Consider the following 18,440-nt stretch of genomic DNA (forward strand, 5'->3'; position numbering starts at 1 on the left):
CCCCCCCCCCCCCCCCCCCCCCCCCCCCCCCCCACCCCCCCCCCCCACAACGCCCCGCCCTCGCCCACCCCCCCCCCCCGGTTGCGGTGCGCCCCCCCCCCGGCCCCGGCCCGGCGCCCCCCAATGGCGCCCCCCCGCCACCGTGCGAGGGGAAACGACGTCGGCACGAAGATGCTCTCCCCGGCCAGGCGGCCGGCCGCGCTGTCGCTGACATCAGGGCCGTCCGCGGACATCACCGGAATGATTCCCCCTATCCGCCAACACATCTCGCCACAACCGTCGGTGAAGCGGTCGTACCCCGACACTGATACCGGGCCGATCCGAGTGGTCGCAGCCCACACGAATCCCGACGTCGGGGCGAGGAGTTGGACAGCGGTGAACGGTCGCCAGGATCCGAGCCGGATCTGCCCGGACATCTCGAGTCGTGCGGCTGCGGCCATCGGCGTGCCCTCGGCCACCGCATGGTTGATCCAACGCCGCGCAGCAGGCGGCAGGGGTTCGGTCAGGGCCGGGACGAACCGCTCACCGGTGCCCCTGATCTCGGACAGAGCACGCCAGTGTGCGCCGACATGATGAGCGGCGCGCGGAATAATCGGTGCACGGCCCATGCGCACGAATCCTCCACCGCTCGATTCGGCCCTTCACGATGCTTCGCTCGGACTCGGTGCTTCATCGATGGTGTGGGCCGATACTCGCTGATTCGAGCAAATTATGCCTGGGCACCGTGTCCTTGCCGACGGAATCGTCGATCATCGCGTTATAGGTGACCCTGCCGAGTCGGTCGGCGGTGACGTCCCTGGGTACCAGGTCGCCGGGACGGAAGAGGTACACATGAGCGTAACGAGTAGAGGACGGTGCCGACGCGGGGGTTCGGTTCGATGTTGACGGCCCTGTGGTACGGACTGGGGACCGCCGTGCCCTTGTTCCTCGGAGCTGCGATCGGCCTGCTCTACAACCTGCCCCGCCCGGTGCTCGCGGGGTTGATGGCCTTCGGCGCCGGTGCCATGGTGGCGGCGGTCTCCACAGAACTGTTCGCCCCGGCCTTCGCCGACCAGGGGTTGTGGGCGGCCGGCGGGGCCTTGATGCTGGGAACCGTCGTCTATGTCGTTGCCGATCGCGTGATCGAGAACATGCTCGGCCCTGCAGCCCTGGGTTGGGCGCTGATGCTCGGGGCCCTCCTCGACGGCGTTCCGGAGAATGCTGCGTTGGGGACCACTCTCGCAGCCGGCAGCGGTGGAATCGTGTTGCTGGTGGCCGTGGCGGTTGGCAACATCCCCGAGGCGGTGGCGGGTGCGGCGTCGATGCGGTCGGCTCTGTCGCATCGCTCTGCTCTGCTCATCTGGGGCGTGACGGCCGTTCTGCTGGTGGCGGTGGTTGTGGTGGCCACTGCGTTCGCCGATTCTCTGCCGGAAGCGGGAATTCCGCTGATCCAGGCATTCGCCGGAGGCGCCACCATTGCGGTGATCGCCGACTCGTTGATGCCGGAAGCCTATCGAGAAGGCGGATGGTGGGTCGGTATCTGCACTTCGCTGGGATTCCTGGTCGCCTTCGCTCTCGGTGCATGAAAAGCCCACCCTCATCGGATCCGGCCGAAAGTTCGGACCCCCGATACTCTTCAGAACGGATTTGCCGTTGACCCAACGAGATCCGCAACGGAATTGATGACGCGGGTCGGGCGGTAGGGGAACCGCTCGACGGACTCGCGGGTCGAAATGCCGGTCAGGACCAGCAGTGTCTGCAGACCGGCCTCGAGGCCGCAGACGATGTCGGTGTCCATGCGATCACCGATCATCAGCGTGTGTGCGGAGTGCGCACCGATCGCACGCAGGGCCGACCGCATCATCAGGGCGTTCGGCTTGCCCACGAAATACGGCTCACGGCCGGTCGCGCGGGTGATGAGCGCTGCGACTGCCCCGGTGGCAGGAAGCGAACCCTCTCGTGACGGGCCGGTCGGGTCCGGATTGGTCGCGATGAACCGGGCGCCGCGTTCGACCAGTCGGATCGCGGTGGTGATCGCCTCGAAGGAATACGTGCGTGTCTCACCGAGGACGACGTAGTCCGGGTCGCTGTCCGTGAGGACGTAGCCGATGTCGTGCAGCGCGGTGGTCAATCCGGATTCACCCACCACGTAAGCGCTGCCACCGGGACGTTGATTGGCGAGGAACGTCGCCGTCGCCAGCGCGGAGGTCCAGATCGATTTCTCGGGCACGTCGAGGCCGGAGCGCAGCAGGCGCGCCCGCAGATCTCGGGGTGTGCGGATGGAATTGTTGGTGAGCACCATGAACGGCGTACCGGTGTCGCGGAGCTCCGTCAGGAACGCGTCGGCACCGGGGATCAGGTGATCCTCGTGCACGAGAACACCATCCATGTCCATCAGGTAGTTCCAGACCGGCGCGGATGTGGGTTCTTCGCTCATTCTCCGAGTGTGTCACCTACTGTTCCGGTCGGCAGCCGATACAAGGCGATCACCCGCCGAGGTTCGCGACGGTCGAGCCGAGCACGCCCGCCTGTAGCTCCAGGTCGCTCTCGTCGTGGTCCCGATCCTGCGGTAGCTGCTTGCGGAGGTCTTCCCTGGTGACCACGAGGAACGCTCGGTTCTCATCCGTGAGCTCCTGACCTCCGACCACGCGGAAGCGTCCCTCCTCCAGAACGAGTGCGGGGTCATCGAGCGTCGAATCGAGGAGTTCTCGAAGGTCGGTGGCGGTCAAGTTGGTGGGCACATGTCCTCCTGCACTTGCTGTTCTTTCGAACCTGTCGGTGTCTTCCGGAGGTACCCGGTGGAGCGGTGGCCGAACCCGGTGGTATTCGGTCGCCGGGGCGGGTCGGCCACATCCGTGCGGGAAGCGCATCCGGTGGCGAAGGCTCGCGTGGCGGAGTGCGCCGACTCGCGTTACGAAGTGTGAAGGGATCGGGTGCGTTCGGTCGCCTCTCGGCAAAAGGCGCAACACGGCTCCAGTCGAACGGAACTTCCGTGAAGGCAAAGGGTTGAGCCCGGGGGACACGAATATGCACCCGATCCGCCCAGCACAACGCGACCAGATCCCCGTCTATTCCCCGCGGGAGGTAAGCGCGTGCGGAAGCTGATTGCGTGCGCGACAGGCTGTGACGAACGATACGCCGGTTGATGCTTCAACCGGCGTACGCTCGACACCACTCATGTACACAGACTTCGCCACACTCGGCGGAACTCTCATCTGGTTCGCCGCCCTCATCGCCCTTACCCACATCCTCGGCCACACCCTCTGATCTCCGGACCTGGTCGGCACCCCCTAGTCCTGAGGTCTCCGCAGGACGCCCAGCAGGTGTTCCTCACCCCACGTCGGCAATCACGAGTAGCGTGGGCGGTACGGGCATCTTGCCCGACACTTTCTCGCCTTGACACGCGGCATCGTGAAACAGGCGGAAGAGGCTGCATTTCATGGCCGAATCGATCGAAATCTTGATCAAGGCCCTTGGAGATCAGGGCCCCGGAAAGGTCGGGTTTCCTCAGGTCAAGGCCAGCATGAGTGCGTGATCGGGATGCCTGGCGTGATGCCGTAACCCGGCGGCGATGTTGTCCCAGCCGGCGAGGCGAAGCAGGCCGATCGCGAGGCTACGGCAGGTCGCCATGATCCTCGGGGCCTGCCCGGTGCGAACCTGCGACGAATCCTCGGCGAACGTCACATCCCGCACCCAGTGCAGACGGTTCTCGATGCCCCAATGTCCCTGCACCCACGTCGCGAGCACCGCGGGCGGTGCGGCGAGGTGGTCGGCGGAGGTGACCAGGTAGACGACCTCGACGGTCTTGCGCCCCTTCTTCGTGACGGTGCGGCGGATCTGCGCGACCTGAGCGGCGCCGGGGAAGTCGATCCATCCGGGGACGGCAGTGACCTTGATCGTGCGGGTGATCCGCCGACCCCGTCCGGTCGTCGTGACCCTGGTGGCGGGGACATCTCTCCACGGCAACGCTTTCAACTCCCTGTGCAGGGTGGGGGTGTTCTTCTTCACCGTGAACACGTAGTCGCCGCCGGCGCCGGTGATCAGGGTGGCGGTGTCGGTTTGGGTGTGCATGGCGTCCATCGTCACCACCGCGCCCGCGAGGTCGAATCGGGCCAGCAGTGTTCGCGCGGCCGGGATCTCGTTGCTCTTCTCCTTCACGCAGACCTGCCCGAGGACCGTGGCGGCGCCGTGGTCGAACGCGGCCACCAGGTGCGGTGCGGCGGTGTCGTCTGCGCGGCGTCGTGCGCCGCGAAGGGTCTTTCCGTCGATCGCGATCACCCTCCGCTGACCTGTGACGACGGTGCGGGTCCACATCCATACACCGAGTGCGGTGTCGAGGGCGTCGGCGTCGATGCGGGCGAACAGTTTCCGCAGCGTCGACTCGTCCGGAGCTGCTGCATCGGTGAACCCGAATGACGTCAACACCTCGACCGTCGCCTCGGCAGCCCACTGGCCGATCGCCGCGAACGACCGGCAGCCGGCAATGGTGGCGGTCACCGCGAGAGCAAGGACCCCGGCAAGTCGGTAGCGCACTCCACGCCGGTCTCGGGGGTCCGGGACCGTCTCGAACGCCGACAACAATCGCTCGTGTCGTGTCGGATGCGCGGTCGACGAAGGGGTGGGGGAAGATGGCATACGGGTGTGACCTCGGGTTCGGCTGGGTTGGTGTCGCAACCTCCATCCAAGCCTGTGGGGCACACCCTCCCATCACCAGCCCCACACTCATAAAATCCCAGGTCAGGGCATTGTCGAGTCAACCTTTCCGGGACCCTGGGGCTGAGGCGGAGCGACACGACGTGCCCGCTCGGCCGGACGATGCGATCAACTCGGTGGCGCGAAGAATTCGAGCGCGATGTTGTCCGGGTCGCGGAGGGGGAGTCCCGAGCCGTATCGGCCTCCTTGATGTCTCCGTGTGCGATTCCCAAACTGTCGAGCCGATCGCGCCATTTCACCAGATCACCTGCCGTACAACCGAAGGCGATGTGATCCAGGCCCACATCCCGTTCGTCGAAGGCCTTCTGTGGTTGCGAACCGCGCGGTTCTTACGGTCGGGGGGCAGCATTGAAACCTGCGGAATCGGTGAGTGTCCAACCGGATTCGTGTCTCACTGTATCGACGCCGAGTCGCAACGGTCGTATCGGGCTCGCTTGATCCAGGATGGGGAGTGGTGTCAGGTAAACACGCCGGCTCGGCGACCTGCCGGAACAATTCCGTCCCCGCGACCGCGTTCCGGGCATCGACGAAGCCGTCTCGGCGCTGCGAGGAGACCGTGCCTGGGGGAGCGGCCCATCTGTCGTGCGAATTCGCGTACGGCTACGGCACGGCCGGGCCGCATCGGCACCGCGGTGGCGACCTCGAGTCCGGCTCTTTCCGGTGGGAGCTGCGGAGTGGGGATCCGCTCGGTGACCGGTTCGGCCGGGGTGCCGATGAGGATTCGATCGATGCACAACACAAATCGTCCACGAAGGTCGAGACAGTCGCCCTGCTGCGGGGTGAGCGGTGTGTGTGTGCGGCTTCGATGACGCGGTTCGCCACGGTGAGCTCCGGAAAGGTTCGGGCCGCCGAGCCCTCGTCGACCCTAGCGTTGCCCGAAGTCGAATGGATCAACCAACCCGAAGAGGCGAAGGAACAGGACAATTTCGGCGGCGATCAGGCTGCGGCGAAACTCCCGTTGGACCCGAACACGGCGCGGCGCAATCCCCGTTGGGATCGAGCACTTCGGCAGGTTCCGTTTCGAGCAACCATGCAAGAATCGTAAATCAAACCGGGATTTCGGTTTGATTGTCGGGCTGGGCCTCGAGTTCGAGTGTGGCCAGGCATTCATGCGGTCTCGAGTTGCCGAAGTGTTACGGATGCAGCTGAATTGGGGGGGATGTATGACCACGATGGTAGGGATTTCCTATGACTCCGGAGTCGAGACCGAAGTCCGGGAGTGGTTCCGTGACCGGGGAGCGAACGTCACAACACGACAGGAGGCTGTGCGGGCCACCCCTGCCGATTTCATTGAGTTCGTTCGGGATTCGAAGCTTCTCGCACGCACTCTGATCCCCTCTGCGCAGCCGGAATTGCTCGGTTGGACCCCGCGGCGCGTTGCTGGGACCAGCTCCGCACTGGCCGCGCACGGATTCACCGAATGGCTGATGTGGCACGTGTCCTCGCTGGCTGCACTGCCGGTGTGGATGTCCGACAACCTGCAGGTTCGTGACGTGTACCGCGAGGGTTTCGAACGAGGAGTCTTCGGGGCGTTCGCGATGTCGGAGCGGGCCGCGGGTGCGGACTGGAGGCATACCCGTTCAGTCGTGCGGCCTGCGCGGCACGGCTATATCGCCGAGGCCCAGAAAGATTACTCGGGCAACGCCGAGAGTTCTCAGCTGGTCACCACTTTCGCGCGTTACGACGATGGCGCTGAGGGCGGTTACGCGTTCTTTCGGGCCGACGCGCGACAGCGCGGCTACATCGTCGAACGCAATGCGGTCCCGGAGCAGATGCGCGTGACCCAGTTCCGCCTCGAGGGATACGCATTCGGACCGCAAGACATGATCACTGCCGGCGGTCAGGCGTTCGCCGATGCGGTCAACACCCTCAACGTCGGGAAGTTCAACTTGGCGACCGCTTCAGTGGGGATGGCTCGGCGGGCACTGGCCGAAACCGTGCAACACACCTCGACTCGATCGCTGTTCGGCTCACAGGTCATAGAGTTCGGGCAGATCCGCCGGATCCTGAACGATGCTGGGATTCGGATTGTGGCTCTGAATGCATTCAACGAAGCGACGATTCAGAGTCTCGAGCGCGCCAGTTCTGCGGACAGGTCGTTCCGGCTGATGACCTCGGTGGCGAAATCGCTCGTCACCCTCAAGGCGGTGGAAGTGATCCGGGATCTCGGTGAAGCCATCTCCGCTCGCGCCTTCGAATCCGAATCGCTGTTCCGGATTATGGCCCAGTACGTCGAGTGGCTTCCCCGTCTCGAAGGCACGCGGTACGTCAACATGATGCAGTCCGTGCGGGCCGCTAGCGCTTTCTCGGCCTATCTCCGCGGCCACGACGATGCCGAAATGCAGATGTCGTCAGGAGACGTCGGCGTTTCCTACCTCCTGAGTCAACAGCCGCTCGGCAAGCTGGAGAACACCTCCTTCTCGTACATCGACCGAAGTGTTCTGACCACTGATCTCGCCGGTGGCCGGGAGTTTGTCGCGCTGGTCTCTGCACTGGCAGAGGTGTTCGAAAAGGACCTGCCCCGCCGTGGCGACGAAGCGGTGATCGAGGCTCGGGGCGAGCTCTTCACCCGCTGCTTCTTCGGTGTCGTGGTCCTTCAGCAGCTCACCGAGACCGGCGAGTCGGAAGAGGTTGCCGACCGGGTGGCGAACTGGCTCACCGACGATCTCATCGAGTGTGTCCTGCGCGCCCGACGAGTGATGCGAATACCGTCGACGGTGCTGCAGATGCTGACACCTATCGCTGAACGCGGAGGCGTCCAGAGCACACGCGAGTTGCTTCCGATCGTCGCGTCCATCAGCGCAGACCTTTCCGCCTGACGGCGCCGGTGACAGGAATCACGGAGAAATGACTGCAGTACAAACCGGGCAGCCTTTGCTTGCTGCGCAACGCGAATTGTGGACCGCTCAACAGATGGCCCCCGAGAGTGCGGAGTTCATCTGTGCCGGCTACCTCGACATCGAGGGCGCCATCGACTTTCCGAAGTTCGAGCGAGCATTCGACGCAGCCGTCGCGGAAGCGTCGAACCTGTGGATGACCATCGCCGGAGACGTTGAAAACCCGCACTTGGTCGCCGGAGAAGCGCCGACACTCGCCCACATCGATCTCACCGGTGCCGAGGACGCTGAGCGCACTGCAATGCAGGAAATGACCGCCCGGTCCGCTTCACCGGTGGATCTCACCAAAGAGGTCGCTGCGGAGTTCGTGTTCTACACGATGTCCGACAACCGGTCGGTCTTCTACATGCGCTACCACCATCTGCTGTGCGACGGCTTCGGGCAGGTGCTCCTCTGGAACCGAATCGCCGAGCTGTACAACGAAAACGACTCCGGGGGTACGTCCGCGGGCCTGTCGACGCACATGCACGCCGATCTCGTCGCAGACGAACGCGATCTCGCAGCAGCCTTCGCTGCGAATGAGGACGTGTGGGCAGAATTCGTGACCGGACGTCCGTGGACCGTCGAACTACCCTCAGGGGCGGGTCCGGCCGGTCGGCGCGGAGCCGCAGCGGTGACCCCCGCGGCACCCACCGACGAATGTGCGTCCAGGTTCGGGGCACGCTGGTCGACGGTGCTGACGGCTCTGATCGCCTGCTACCTGCGGCGTATTACCGATTCTGACAACGTGGTTGTCGGATTCCCCACTCGCGGTCGGCATACTCCTCGTCAGCGTGCACTCCCGGCCATGTTCTCCAACGAACTTCCGCTCTTTCTGGAGATCGGCCTGGACGACCGCTTCGTCGACGTCATCCAGCACGTCGACGAGCGCATCCGTCATCTTCTCGAGCACCAGAAAGTACGCGGGGAGACGATCCTGCGGCGTACCAGGCAGACCGATCCGTCTGTGCGACGGCCGAATGTGGTGCTGAACGTCATGTCGTTCAGCAATGCCATCTCGCTGGGCGAGGCGACCGGCCGGATCGAGCAGATTTCGACGGGGCCGGTACGTGATCTGGCCGTCGACCTGTACCGGCTGGACGGTGACGTGCGTGCTCATGTCGTGAGCGACGGCCGGACCCAGGGCGGCGACGCTGTGGCCCGGCACGCCGCCCGCATCGCCCGTCTGCTGCGGTCGGCAGGCGACGTCAGCGCCGACAGCACCGTCGCCGGACTGGATATTCTGCCGGAGTCGGAGATCGAACTCCTGAGGTCATTCAACGCCACCGACCGCACGTTTCCGCAGGAGCAGCCGCTCGCCGGGGCGCTGGACCAGGTGACCGGCCTCGACCCCGACACCGTGGCACTGTCCGGGGAAGGCGGCCAGATGACCCGGCGAGAGGTCGCCGACACGGTACGCGCGGTTGCCGGAGCATTGCATGAATCGGGTGTGAAGCCAGGCGATGTGGTCGGTGTGCTGATGCCGCGCAGCGCTCGCCAGGTGTGCGCGGTTCTCGGTATCATGCGGCTCGGTGCGGTCTATCTGCCGCTCGACCCGTCCGGACCGTCCGGCCGCCTCGAATACGTTGTGGCGGATAGTTCTCCGGCGCTTGTTCTCTCCGACGGCGACCACCGGGCGGTCACGGGTGACGTACCGGGAATCAGCTACCAGGATTTGCTCGCCGTCGACGGCGGCGACGATCTGCCTGGACCTCCCCAGCGCGAATCGCCCGCATACCTCGTCTACACCTCCGGCTCCACCGGCCGACCCAAGGGCGTTGTCGTATCGCACGCGGCGTTGTGGAACCGGCTGCAATGGATGAAGGAGGACTACGGACTCGATCAGACCGACGTCTACTTACAGAAGACCAATCCGGCATTCGATGTGGCGCTGTGGGAAACGGTGCTGCCAGTCATCACCGGTGCGCGTCTGCACTGCCTGCCGGCCGGACACGAGCGGGATCCCCGGGCACTTGCGGCGGTGATCGACTCCGAAGAAATTACCGTCGCCCACTTCGTGCCGACGATGCTCGACGCATTCCTTCGGGAGACACGGCGGGCGCCTCGAGCTCTCCGTCACGTCTTTTCGTCAGGGGAGGCTCTACGCCCCGGCACCGTCGAAACATTCTTGAATCGGCTGCCGGGTGTGCGGCTGCACAACCTGTACGGTCCCACCGAGGCTGCCATCGACGTCACGGCGTGGACATGCGGCCGTGACGAGGTGGTGCAGGGCAACGTTCCGATCGGACGACCGGTCGCCAACACCCGGATCAGCGTGGTGGACGAGCGGTTGCGCCTGGTGCCGGTCGGTGTCCCCGGCGAACTGTGCATCCACGGGATCCAGCTCGCCGACGGATACCTCGGGCGACCGGAACTGAATAGTGAGAAGTTCGTGCAGGGCGGCGAACTCGGCGAACGTACGTACCGCACCGGGGACATCGTGAGGTGGACCGAAGACGGTGTGCTCGAGTATCTGGGCCGTAGCGACCACCAGGTGAAGATCCGTGGCCATCGCGTCGAGCTTGGCGAAATCGAGGCGCAGATCCAGCAAACCGCCGGAGACATCGATGTCGCGGTTATTCCGGAGCCTGGCCCCGCGAACGACCGGCTGATCGCTTTCGTGGCCGGCGCGTCGCGGCCGTTCACAGATCTGCGCGAGGAGCTGAGGCGCGATCTGCCCGACTACATGATTCCGGTGCGCTGGATCGCAATTGACGCAATCCCCGTGCTGCCGAACGGAAAACGAGACACAGCAGGGTTGCAAGCGAGCGCGATCGAGCAGTCGGAATGTATCCCAGCGGCTTCTGGGAACGGGCGGGCAGCCGGCGTTCAGCGTGCCTTCTCCGCGGTGCTGGCATGCACCTTCGTCGGACCCGACGACAACTTCTTCGCGCTCGGCGGCGATTCGATGCGCGCAGTCCGGCTGCGGTCGGTCGTCGAGGACGAGCTGAACCTCACCTTCGCGATCGAGGACCTGTATACGCACCCGACTCCTGCCGCGCTCGCCCCCCGTCTGGGATGCAGTGCGGCTCCGGATGCCGTCGCTCCGTTCAGCCTTGTCTCACCCGCCGATCGTGAGCGACTGCCCGATGCGGTCGTCGATGCGTATCCACTGACGTCGATGCAGCAGGGCATCCTGTACCAGTTCGCGAAGGATCAGAGCTCGACGGTCTATCGGGTCGTCACCAGCGTCGCAGTGCCGCAGCAATACGACGCCGAGCGGTTGCGGCGGTCCTGCGACCTGGTCTTCGAACGGCATCCACAGCTGCGAATCTCCGTCGATCTGACGTCGTACAGCGAACCGCTCCAGTTGGTGCATGCGACGGTCGACATCCCGATCGACGAGATCCGCGACCTCGAGGATTTCGACGAGGAAGAGGTCTGCAGGCGGCTCGACGCGTTCGTCGACGAAGCACGCTCGGCCGACTTCGATCTGGAACGTCCTCCGCTGATACGGTTCGCAGTGCATCCGTTGGGCCCCCGCGGATTCCAGTTGACGGCTGTCGAGCACCACGTCGTGCTCGACGGCTGGAGCGATGTCCTCCTGATCGAAGAAATCGTCGCCGCATTCGGCGACGACGTGCTGCCATCGGCGCCGGTCACGACTTTCGCCGATTACGTTGCGCTCGAACGGCAGCGTTCGATCGAGCCCACATCGCGGGAGTTCTGGAGCGCTGAACTGCACGATGCGCGTCTCCCACAGATCTTCGGACGGCGCCCGGTTGCCGAAACCGATGTCCGCAACGAGATCGCGCGGTTTCCGATCGCGATCTCGGCGGTCACGTCCGAGGGGATCCAGAAACTTGCGTCCCGGCACGGAGTCTCGTTACGAACGGTCTTCGTCGCGGCGCATGTCCTTGCGGTGGCGGTCGCAAGCGGACAGAACGACGTCCTGACCGGAGTGATCGCGAATGCACGGCCCGAAACCGCAGACGCCGACCGGCTGATCGGAGTCTTCCTCAACACCCTTCCTCTGCACGTGCAGACACACGATCGGTCGGTGAGCGAGCTGTTTGCCGAACTGCGCAAGTGGGATGCACGTGTCGTGCCGCACCGGTACGTCCCGTTCGGGATTCTGGAGCGGGATCTGCGCGGCGACATCCACCTGGGCGACCTGCCGACCTACGTCAACTTCATGGATTTCCGGCGCGCAGACTACCAGGACGTGCCAGTTCGGATGAACGATGTCCGGGCTGTAGCCGACACGAATTTTCCTGCCGCGGTGGACTTCTTGTTCACCGACGACGCCGAGTGCAGCGGCTGGATTGATGGAAACCTCGGGGTCTTCTCCGCCGACGAACTGTCTCGCCTGGCAGCATTGCACGAGCGTGCGCTGGAGGCCCTGACCACGGTGGACAGTGCTGTGCCTGTGCGGTCCATCGACCTGCTCGATGCGGATGAGATCACCGAGCTCACGGGCCCGACGATCCGTGTGACTCCGTCGGGAACCGTGCTGAGCCGCATCGAAGAGAGCATCCGGCTCCATCCCGCCGCGCTTGCGGTGAGTCATCGTGACGGATCGTGGACCTACGCTGAACTGGCGAGATGGTCCGACCGATACGCCGAGGGGTTGTTGCGGATCGGCGTCCGGCAGGGCGATGCTGTGGCCGTCCATCTGCCTCGTGGCCGGCATCTCGTCGCCGCGATTCTGGGCGTGTTCAAGGCCGGCGGCTACTACATCCCGTTGGACCCGGGATATCCGGTGGCGCGGCTCGCGACGATCGTGGACGATGCTGCGCCACGCGCGGTGGTCACCGACGCGAATCCGGACTTCCTCGTCGGCGTCGCGGCGTTGCGGCCGAACGACCTCGACCTGGACGCCGGCCACGACGTGGCGCGGACCCGAGTGGAACTTGCCGATACCGCCTATGTGATCTACACCTCGGGATCGACCGGCATCCCGAAGGGCGTGCAGATCACGCACCGCAACTTGGCGAACTTCCTTGCAGCGATGGACGGGGCGATCGGTTGCGCGCCGGACGACGTGATGCTCGCGGCGACGAGCTTGTCTTTCGACATCTCGGTCCTCGAGTTGTTGTGGCCGTTGACTACCGGTGCGCACGTAGTGGTTGCCGACGATCAGATCGCACAGCACATCACCTCGGACGATTCGACCGCGACACGGCGTTCCCCGCTGGACGTCAGCCTGTTCTTCTTCGCTGGTGGCGCATCGGATGCGGCGGCTGCGAGTGAGGGCTACCGGCTGCTTCTCGATGCCGCACGCTTCGCCGACACTCACGGCTTCCGGGCTGTGTGGACGCCGGAACGACACTTCGATCCGTTCGGTGGTTTGTACCCGAATCCGGCGCTCACTTCGGCGGCGCTCGCGACGATCACCTCGAACGTCCACCTTCGCAGCGGCAGTGTGGTCGCGCCGTTGCACGATCCGCTCCGACTGGCCGAAGAGTGGGCGGTCGTCGACCAGCTTTCCGGCGGGCGGATCGGACTGGCGTTCGCGCCGGGGTGGAACTCCAACGACTTCGCGCTCGCACCATCCGAGTTCGGCGACCGCAAGACGGTTTTCGCGGACCGGATCGACGAGTTCTCGAGGCTGTGGCGAGGCGAGCCGAGCACCCGGACAGGCGGCAGTGGAGAGGAGGTCGAACTGGTCACTTATCCGCGCCCCGTCCAGCCGCTCCCGGAACTGTGGCTGACGACGGTGGGCACGGAGGCCACCTTCATCGACGCCGGTCGCCGCGGGGTGAATATTCTGACGCATCTGTTCGGCCAGGACCTCGATACGCTGACCGAGCGGATCAGACTGTATCGGTCTGTGAGGGCCGAAGCGGGTCATGACGGTCCGGGCACGGTCACCCTGATGCTGCACACGTATCTCGGCGCAACTGACGAGGAGGCTCGGTCCGCGGCGCGCGAACCGTTCAGGAACTACCTGCGGGGCGCTGGCGAGCTGTGGCGCACCATGTTCGCCAGCACCGGACAGGAGTTCCCCCAGGAGGACGCCGAGGACTACCTCGACGCCGTCATCGATATCGCGATCGACCGCTACTACCAGGACGCCGGGCTGTTCGGCGCCCCCGAAACGCGTATCGAGTTGGTCCGGCGCATCCAAGACGCAGGTGTCGACGAAGTGGCCGCGCTCATCGACTTTGGAGTGCCGCGCCAGGATGTGATTTCCGGGCTGGACCGTCTGCACGAGCTGTTCAGCCTCCATCGGCGTGATGTCGAGCGGACCGGGCATTCACTCACCGAGCTCTGTCGCCGTTACGGAGTGACGATGTTCCAGGCGACGCCATCTGTGATGTCGGTGATCGTGCAAGACAAGGCTGGTATGGCTGCGATGGCGAACCTGCGGTCGCTGCTCGTCGGCGGTGAACAGTTCCCGAGCGGTCTCGCTGCCGAACTCGTCCGCACATTGCCACGGACTCGGGTCTACAACATGTACGGGCCGACCGAGACCACCATCTGGTCGGCATTCGAAGAGGTACGGACGGTCGACCCCACCGGACTCGTCTCTGTAGGGCGACCGATTGCAAACACCACACTGACCGTTCTGTCCACCGACGGATACCCGGTGCCGACCGGCGTGGTCGGGGAACTCTGGATTGGCGGCGAAGGTGTCAGCCCCGGCTATCTACGCCGCCCGGAGCTGACACAGAATCGGTTCTGTGAGACCGGCGGGCAGCGACTGTACCGAACCGGCGACCTCGCCTGCCTCACACACGACGGCAAGGTCCAGGTGGTTGGTCGCCTCGACCGGCAGGTGAAAGTGCACGGTCAGCGCGTCGAGCTCGACGAGATCGAAGGAGCCCTGTCACGGTATCCCGGCGTAGCCGAGGCAGCGGTCGTGCTCCGCGATTCCGAGCTCGTCGCCTACCTGCTGCCGCACGTCGACGCTGCGGCCGACGCTTCGGCAGTCACCGACAGCTGGTCCCAGTTGTGGGACGGTGCCTACACCGACGCCGAGGACAACCCGTACGCGGGATGGACGAGCAGCTACACCGATCAGCTGATCCCCTCGGCTGAGATGGACGAATGGGTGCGGCACACCGTCGGGCGGATCTGCGAAACGCCGCACCGTCGGGTGCTGGAAATCGGAGTCGGCACCGGTCTCATCATGCGGGGTCTGGCAGGCGCGGCCGAGTCCTACCTGGGCGTCGATATCTCTGTCGCGGCGATCGAGGCGGCGTCGAAACACACGTTGCCGGGAGTCGAAGTGGAACTGCGGCACGGCGACGCCACAGCTCTGCAGGATCTCGTGGCCGGTTCGCGGGACGTGGTCGTGCTCAACTCGGTCATCCAGTACTTCCCGTCAATCGACTACCTGGCGTCTGTCCTGGACCGTGCCGTCGAGCTCATCGACGACGCCGGAGCGGTTTTCGTCGGCGACGTGCGGAGCTTCGAGGACCTCGAACTCTTCTACCTGGACGTGGAGCTGAGCCGGGCGGCGCCGTTGGACGCCGTAGACGATGTGCGGTCCCGTGTCGCTCAAAGACGGGAGCGAGAGTCGGAGCTCTGTGTCGCGCCGCGCTTCTTCCGGATGTGGGCCGAACAAGCCGGCGTCGACGTCGAGTTTCGGGTGAAGCGGACCGCCGCGTGCAATGAGATGTCGTTGTTCCGATACGACGTGGTCGTGCGGAAGTCTTGCCGGAGTGAGGAACTGAGACATTCGGTCGGGTGGTCTGCGACAGGCTCGCTCCGGCAGACGCTGGAGCGGTTCGACGACGCGGTCACGGTGATCGGCGTGCCGAATCCGAAACTTGCGTGGGTGGCGGCAACGGCGGCTGAGCTGCCGACCGCGTCGCCGGGCCAGACGGTGTGGGATCTCGAGCGCACGGCGTGGTCGCAGTCGTGGGCCGTCGATCCCGATCTCACCGACCTCGAAGCACTGGCCGCTGGCGAGGGCCGCACTGTCGAGCTGGTTCCCCACGAGGACTCGCTGCAGAGATTGGACTTGCGATTCGGTCCGAAAGGAGAGGCGTGAACACGACAGCGGTGAGCACCATGCCGACCGGCACAGTCGGCAACACGAAGCTGATCAATGATGTGCGGCAGCACATCGCAACCCTGCTTCCGCCCGGTGTGGTTCCGAGCAAATATGTTGTGCTGGAAGAATTTCCACGCTTGCCGAACGGCAAGACCGATCGATCGCGACTTCCGGCGCCGATCACTGCGCCGGTCGCAGCGAAGATCGAACACGTGTCGCCGCGCACCGAACTCGAGCGCACGGTGGCAACCGTCTGGAACGAAATCCTGGGACTCGGTGCGGAAGATGTCGACATCGACACGCCGTTCAGCGAACTGGGAGGCAGCTCCTTGAGCATGATGCAGATGGCGGCGCGGGTGAAGCTCGTCACCGGGCAGCGTGTCGATGTGCGCAAGTTCATCGCCGCCCCCACCATCCGAAGCCTTTCTGCGGAACTGTCGGGCACCACACCGAGCACAACGATCGTCCGGCCGCTGCATTACGCCGACGAGCACACCATGCGCACAGACGCACAGTTGCCTGACGACATCAAGCCGGAGTTCGACCGTGACATCTCACGCGAGAGTCGTAACGTGCTGCTGACCGGGGGTACCGGGTACACGGGGGCGTTCCTGCTCCGGGAACTGCTCGACCGCAGCTCGGCCACCGTCACCGTGCTGGCCCGCGGTGCGCGGCCGGCCGACGTCGTGCAGCGCGTGGTCGCCAATCTCGCCGAATACGAGCTGAATCGGCCGGGCGACGAAGATCGCATCGCGGGTGTTCCGGGGGACGTGTCGCGGCCCTACCTGGGTATGCGCCCCGACGATTACGCGCGAGCCGCGGCCGATTCCGACGTGATCATCCACAACGCCGCCGATTCTCGGTGGACCACTTCCTATTCGGAGGTGAAGGTCACCAACGTTCTCGGCACGCTGGAAGTGCTGCGGCTGGCGAGAACCGGCGGCAACACACCGGTGCACTATGTCGGTTCCACCGGGTCGCTGCCCACCAAGCCGGGAACTTCGGTGTGGCATGAGCAGGCGAATGACGACCTCGACGGAGTGCTCGGCGGCTACCGCCAGACGAAGTGGGTTTCGGATCAGCTCATGCATCAAGCGCGTGAGCGCGGTATGCGAGTGACCGTCTTCCGGCCCGGAGCGCTGGTCGGAGCGCAGTCCACGGGGGCGTGCTCGACGGAAACGTTCATCAATCACCTCATCCGTGGCTGGGTCGGCCTGGGCTGCGCGATGCGTTACGACCTGCAGGTCGAGATGGTGCCGATCGACTACTTCGCTCGCGTCGTCGCGCATATTGCGCTGGACGCACGAGAACCGCAGACCTATCACGTGCTCGGCACCGCCCCGGTGATGATGGACGACGTCCTCGACCACCTGCTCGCCTACGGGTACGACCTGGAATCTCTCGACTACGCCGAGTGGTACGCCCGGCTGCTGGCGGCCGCCGACAGAGGAGAAGACAACGATCTGGTGCCTTACTTGCCGCTGTTCTCGCCCGACGCACCCGGATTGGAGATCGGTCTGGCGGGCAACTCACCACGGTTCGTCGACGACAATCTCGTGGCCGCGCTGGCCGGAAGCGATGTGCGACAACTGTTGTTGACCCGCGAAGTCATGTTCACCTATCTCGACTACTTCGTCAGGACCGGGTTTCTTCCCCCGCCGCCCGATCGGAGCGGCGCCTCTCCCTTCACCGAAAGTGAGAACGCTCGATGACAGTCACGGCGACCTTCCCCATGCCGCGTGATCGGCAGCGGCCACTCGACCCGCCCCCGGCGTACCGCGAGCTCGCCGCGACATCGCGAGTGCCTTTGGTGCAGACGCCGTCGGGCCCGGCCTGGCTTGTCGCTCACCACGACGACTGCCGCACGGTGCTCACTGACCGTTCGTTCAGCTCGGACCCCCGAACTTCGGGGTACCCCTCATACATCTCAGGGGGCATCACCCCTCCTCCTGGGTATTTCCTGATGTTCGACCAGCCCGATCACACTCGGCTGCGGCGTCTGGTGACGAGAGAGTTCGTCATCGGACGAATGGAGCAGTTGCGTCCACGAGTCAACGAAGTCATCAACGAGGCCCTCGACAAGATGATGGCGTCAGAGGATCGGCGAGGCGACATCGTCACCGACATCGCATTTCCTGTGGCGTCCACCATGATCTGCGAGCTGCTCGACGTCCCCGTCGAAGACCAGGGGACGTTCATCGGTCTCACGGACACGATCCTCGATCGGTCCACGCCGCCCGACGAGGCTGCGGTCGCCGTGCGCGACCTGATGGCCTACTTCGGAGATCTCGTGCGTCGGAAGAAGAAGCATGTCAAGGACGATCTGTTCGGCCGGCTCATCGAACACGAGCGCACCGGCACTATCACTGAGGGCGAACTCATCGGGTTGGCCGCGTTGCTGGTCCTGTCCGGCTACGACACGATGGCGCAGACGATCGGTCTCGGAGCGTTGCTTCTGCTCACGCACCCCGATCAACTTCGGTCTCTCGTCGACGATCCGAAGCGCGCCGCGCAGACGGTCGAAGAGATGCTGCGCTACCTGTCCATCAACCACGCTGGTCTACCGCGGGCCGCGACGGAGGACAGGGTAATCGGGGGACAGGCGATCCGGGCCGGCGACGGCGTGCTCGTCATGCTGAATGCCGCGAACCGCGACACCAACGTTTTCGAAGACGCAGACCGTTTCGACATCTCCCGGCCACAACTCGGTTCGCACATCGCATTCGGTCACGGCTTCCACAAGTGCATCGGTCTGACGATGGCCCGTGTCGAACTCTCCGAGGTCTTCACTGTCATGGCGGAACGACTTCCTGAGATGCAATTGACCGGCGAGATTGCCTCCCTGACGTTCCGCGACGACATGGTGCTCTACGGCGCCTGCTCGGTGCCTGTCGCATGGTGAACCGGACCCTCGCGGACTCGACGCA

General features: G+C 64.9%; 9 protein-coding genes and 1 pseudogene. 5 read left to right on the forward strand and 5 right to left on the reverse strand.

What is annotated here, in order from left to right; translation table 11 throughout:
• A partial coding sequence (locus tag A5767_RS23975) for a DUF6920 family protein (protein ID WP_331712082.1) occupies positions 1–608 on the reverse strand: 608 nt, incomplete at its 3' end.
• Positions 609–878: 270 nt separating this feature from the next.
• Here A5767_RS23975 and A5767_RS01200 point away from each other — a divergent pair.
• On the forward strand, positions 879–1,565 hold the full coding sequence (locus A5767_RS01200; RefSeq protein ID WP_039958072.1) for a ZIP family metal transporter: 687 nt from the start codon (positions 879–881) through the stop codon (positions 1,563–1,565).
• A gap of 50 nt (positions 1,566–1,615) precedes the next feature.
• Here A5767_RS01200 and A5767_RS01205 read toward each other — a convergent pair whose 3' ends face one another.
• From A5767_RS01205 to A5767_RS23560, 4 genes and pseudogenes are all read right to left on the reverse strand, one after another.
• Positions 1,616–2,416 carry an HAD-IIA family hydrolase gene (locus A5767_RS01205; protein ID WP_006552097.1) on the reverse strand — a complete coding sequence of 267 codons (801 nt, stop codon included), beginning with the start codon at positions 2,414–2,416 and terminating at the stop codon, positions 1,616–1,618.
• Positions 2,417–2,465: 49 nt separating this feature from the next.
• The gene (locus A5767_RS01210) at positions 2,466–2,720 is read right to left on the reverse strand and encodes a hypothetical protein (RefSeq protein ID WP_019289459.1); all 255 of its coding nucleotides are present in this window, start codon (positions 2,718–2,720) and stop codon (positions 2,466–2,468) included.
• 766 nt (positions 2,721–3,486) lie between these two features.
• On the reverse strand, positions 3,487–4,614 hold the full coding sequence (locus A5767_RS01215; protein ID WP_082937553.1) for an ISAs1 family transposase: 1,128 nt from the start codon (positions 4,612–4,614) through the stop codon (positions 3,487–3,489).
• Between the two features lie 186 nt (positions 4,615–4,800).
• Positions 4,801–5,009, reverse strand: a pseudogene (locus tag A5767_RS23560) (VOC family protein); the annotation flags it as partial.
• An 846-nt stretch (positions 5,010–5,855) separates the two neighbouring features.
• Between A5767_RS23560 and A5767_RS01225 the strand changes: the two are divergent.
• The 4 genes from A5767_RS01225 to A5767_RS01240 are packed head-to-tail and all read left to right on the forward strand — an operon-like array spanning position 5,856 to position 18,415.
• A complete protein-coding gene (locus A5767_RS01225; protein WP_197483177.1) occupies positions 5,856–7,511 on the forward strand; it encodes an acyl-CoA dehydrogenase family protein in 1,656 nt (551 codons plus the stop codon).
• Between the two features lie 28 nt (positions 7,512–7,539).
• Positions 7,540–15,510: a non-ribosomal peptide synthetase gene (locus tag A5767_RS01230; RefSeq protein WP_082937555.1), complete on the forward strand. Its 7,971-nt coding sequence runs from the start codon at positions 7,540–7,542 to the stop codon at positions 15,508–15,510.
• Entirely contained in the window at positions 15,507–17,225 is a 1,719-nt protein-coding gene (locus A5767_RS01235; RefSeq protein ID WP_082937556.1) for a thioester reductase domain-containing protein, read from the forward strand. The genes A5767_RS01230 and A5767_RS01235 overlap by 4 nt, the downstream gene beginning before the upstream one ends.
• A 20-nt stretch (positions 17,226–17,245) precedes the next feature.
• Positions 17,246–18,415, forward strand: coding sequence for a cytochrome P450 (locus A5767_RS01240; protein WP_331712083.1), 1,170 nt, complete (start codon positions 17,246–17,248; stop codon positions 18,413–18,415).
• Positions 18,416–18,440 lie beyond the last annotated feature (25 nt).

Source organism: Rhodococcus sp. 852002-51564_SCH6189132-a, assembly GCF_001665495.1.
Lineage (GTDB): Bacteria > Actinomycetota > Actinomycetes > Mycobacteriales > Mycobacteriaceae > Rhodococcus > Rhodococcus pyridinivorans.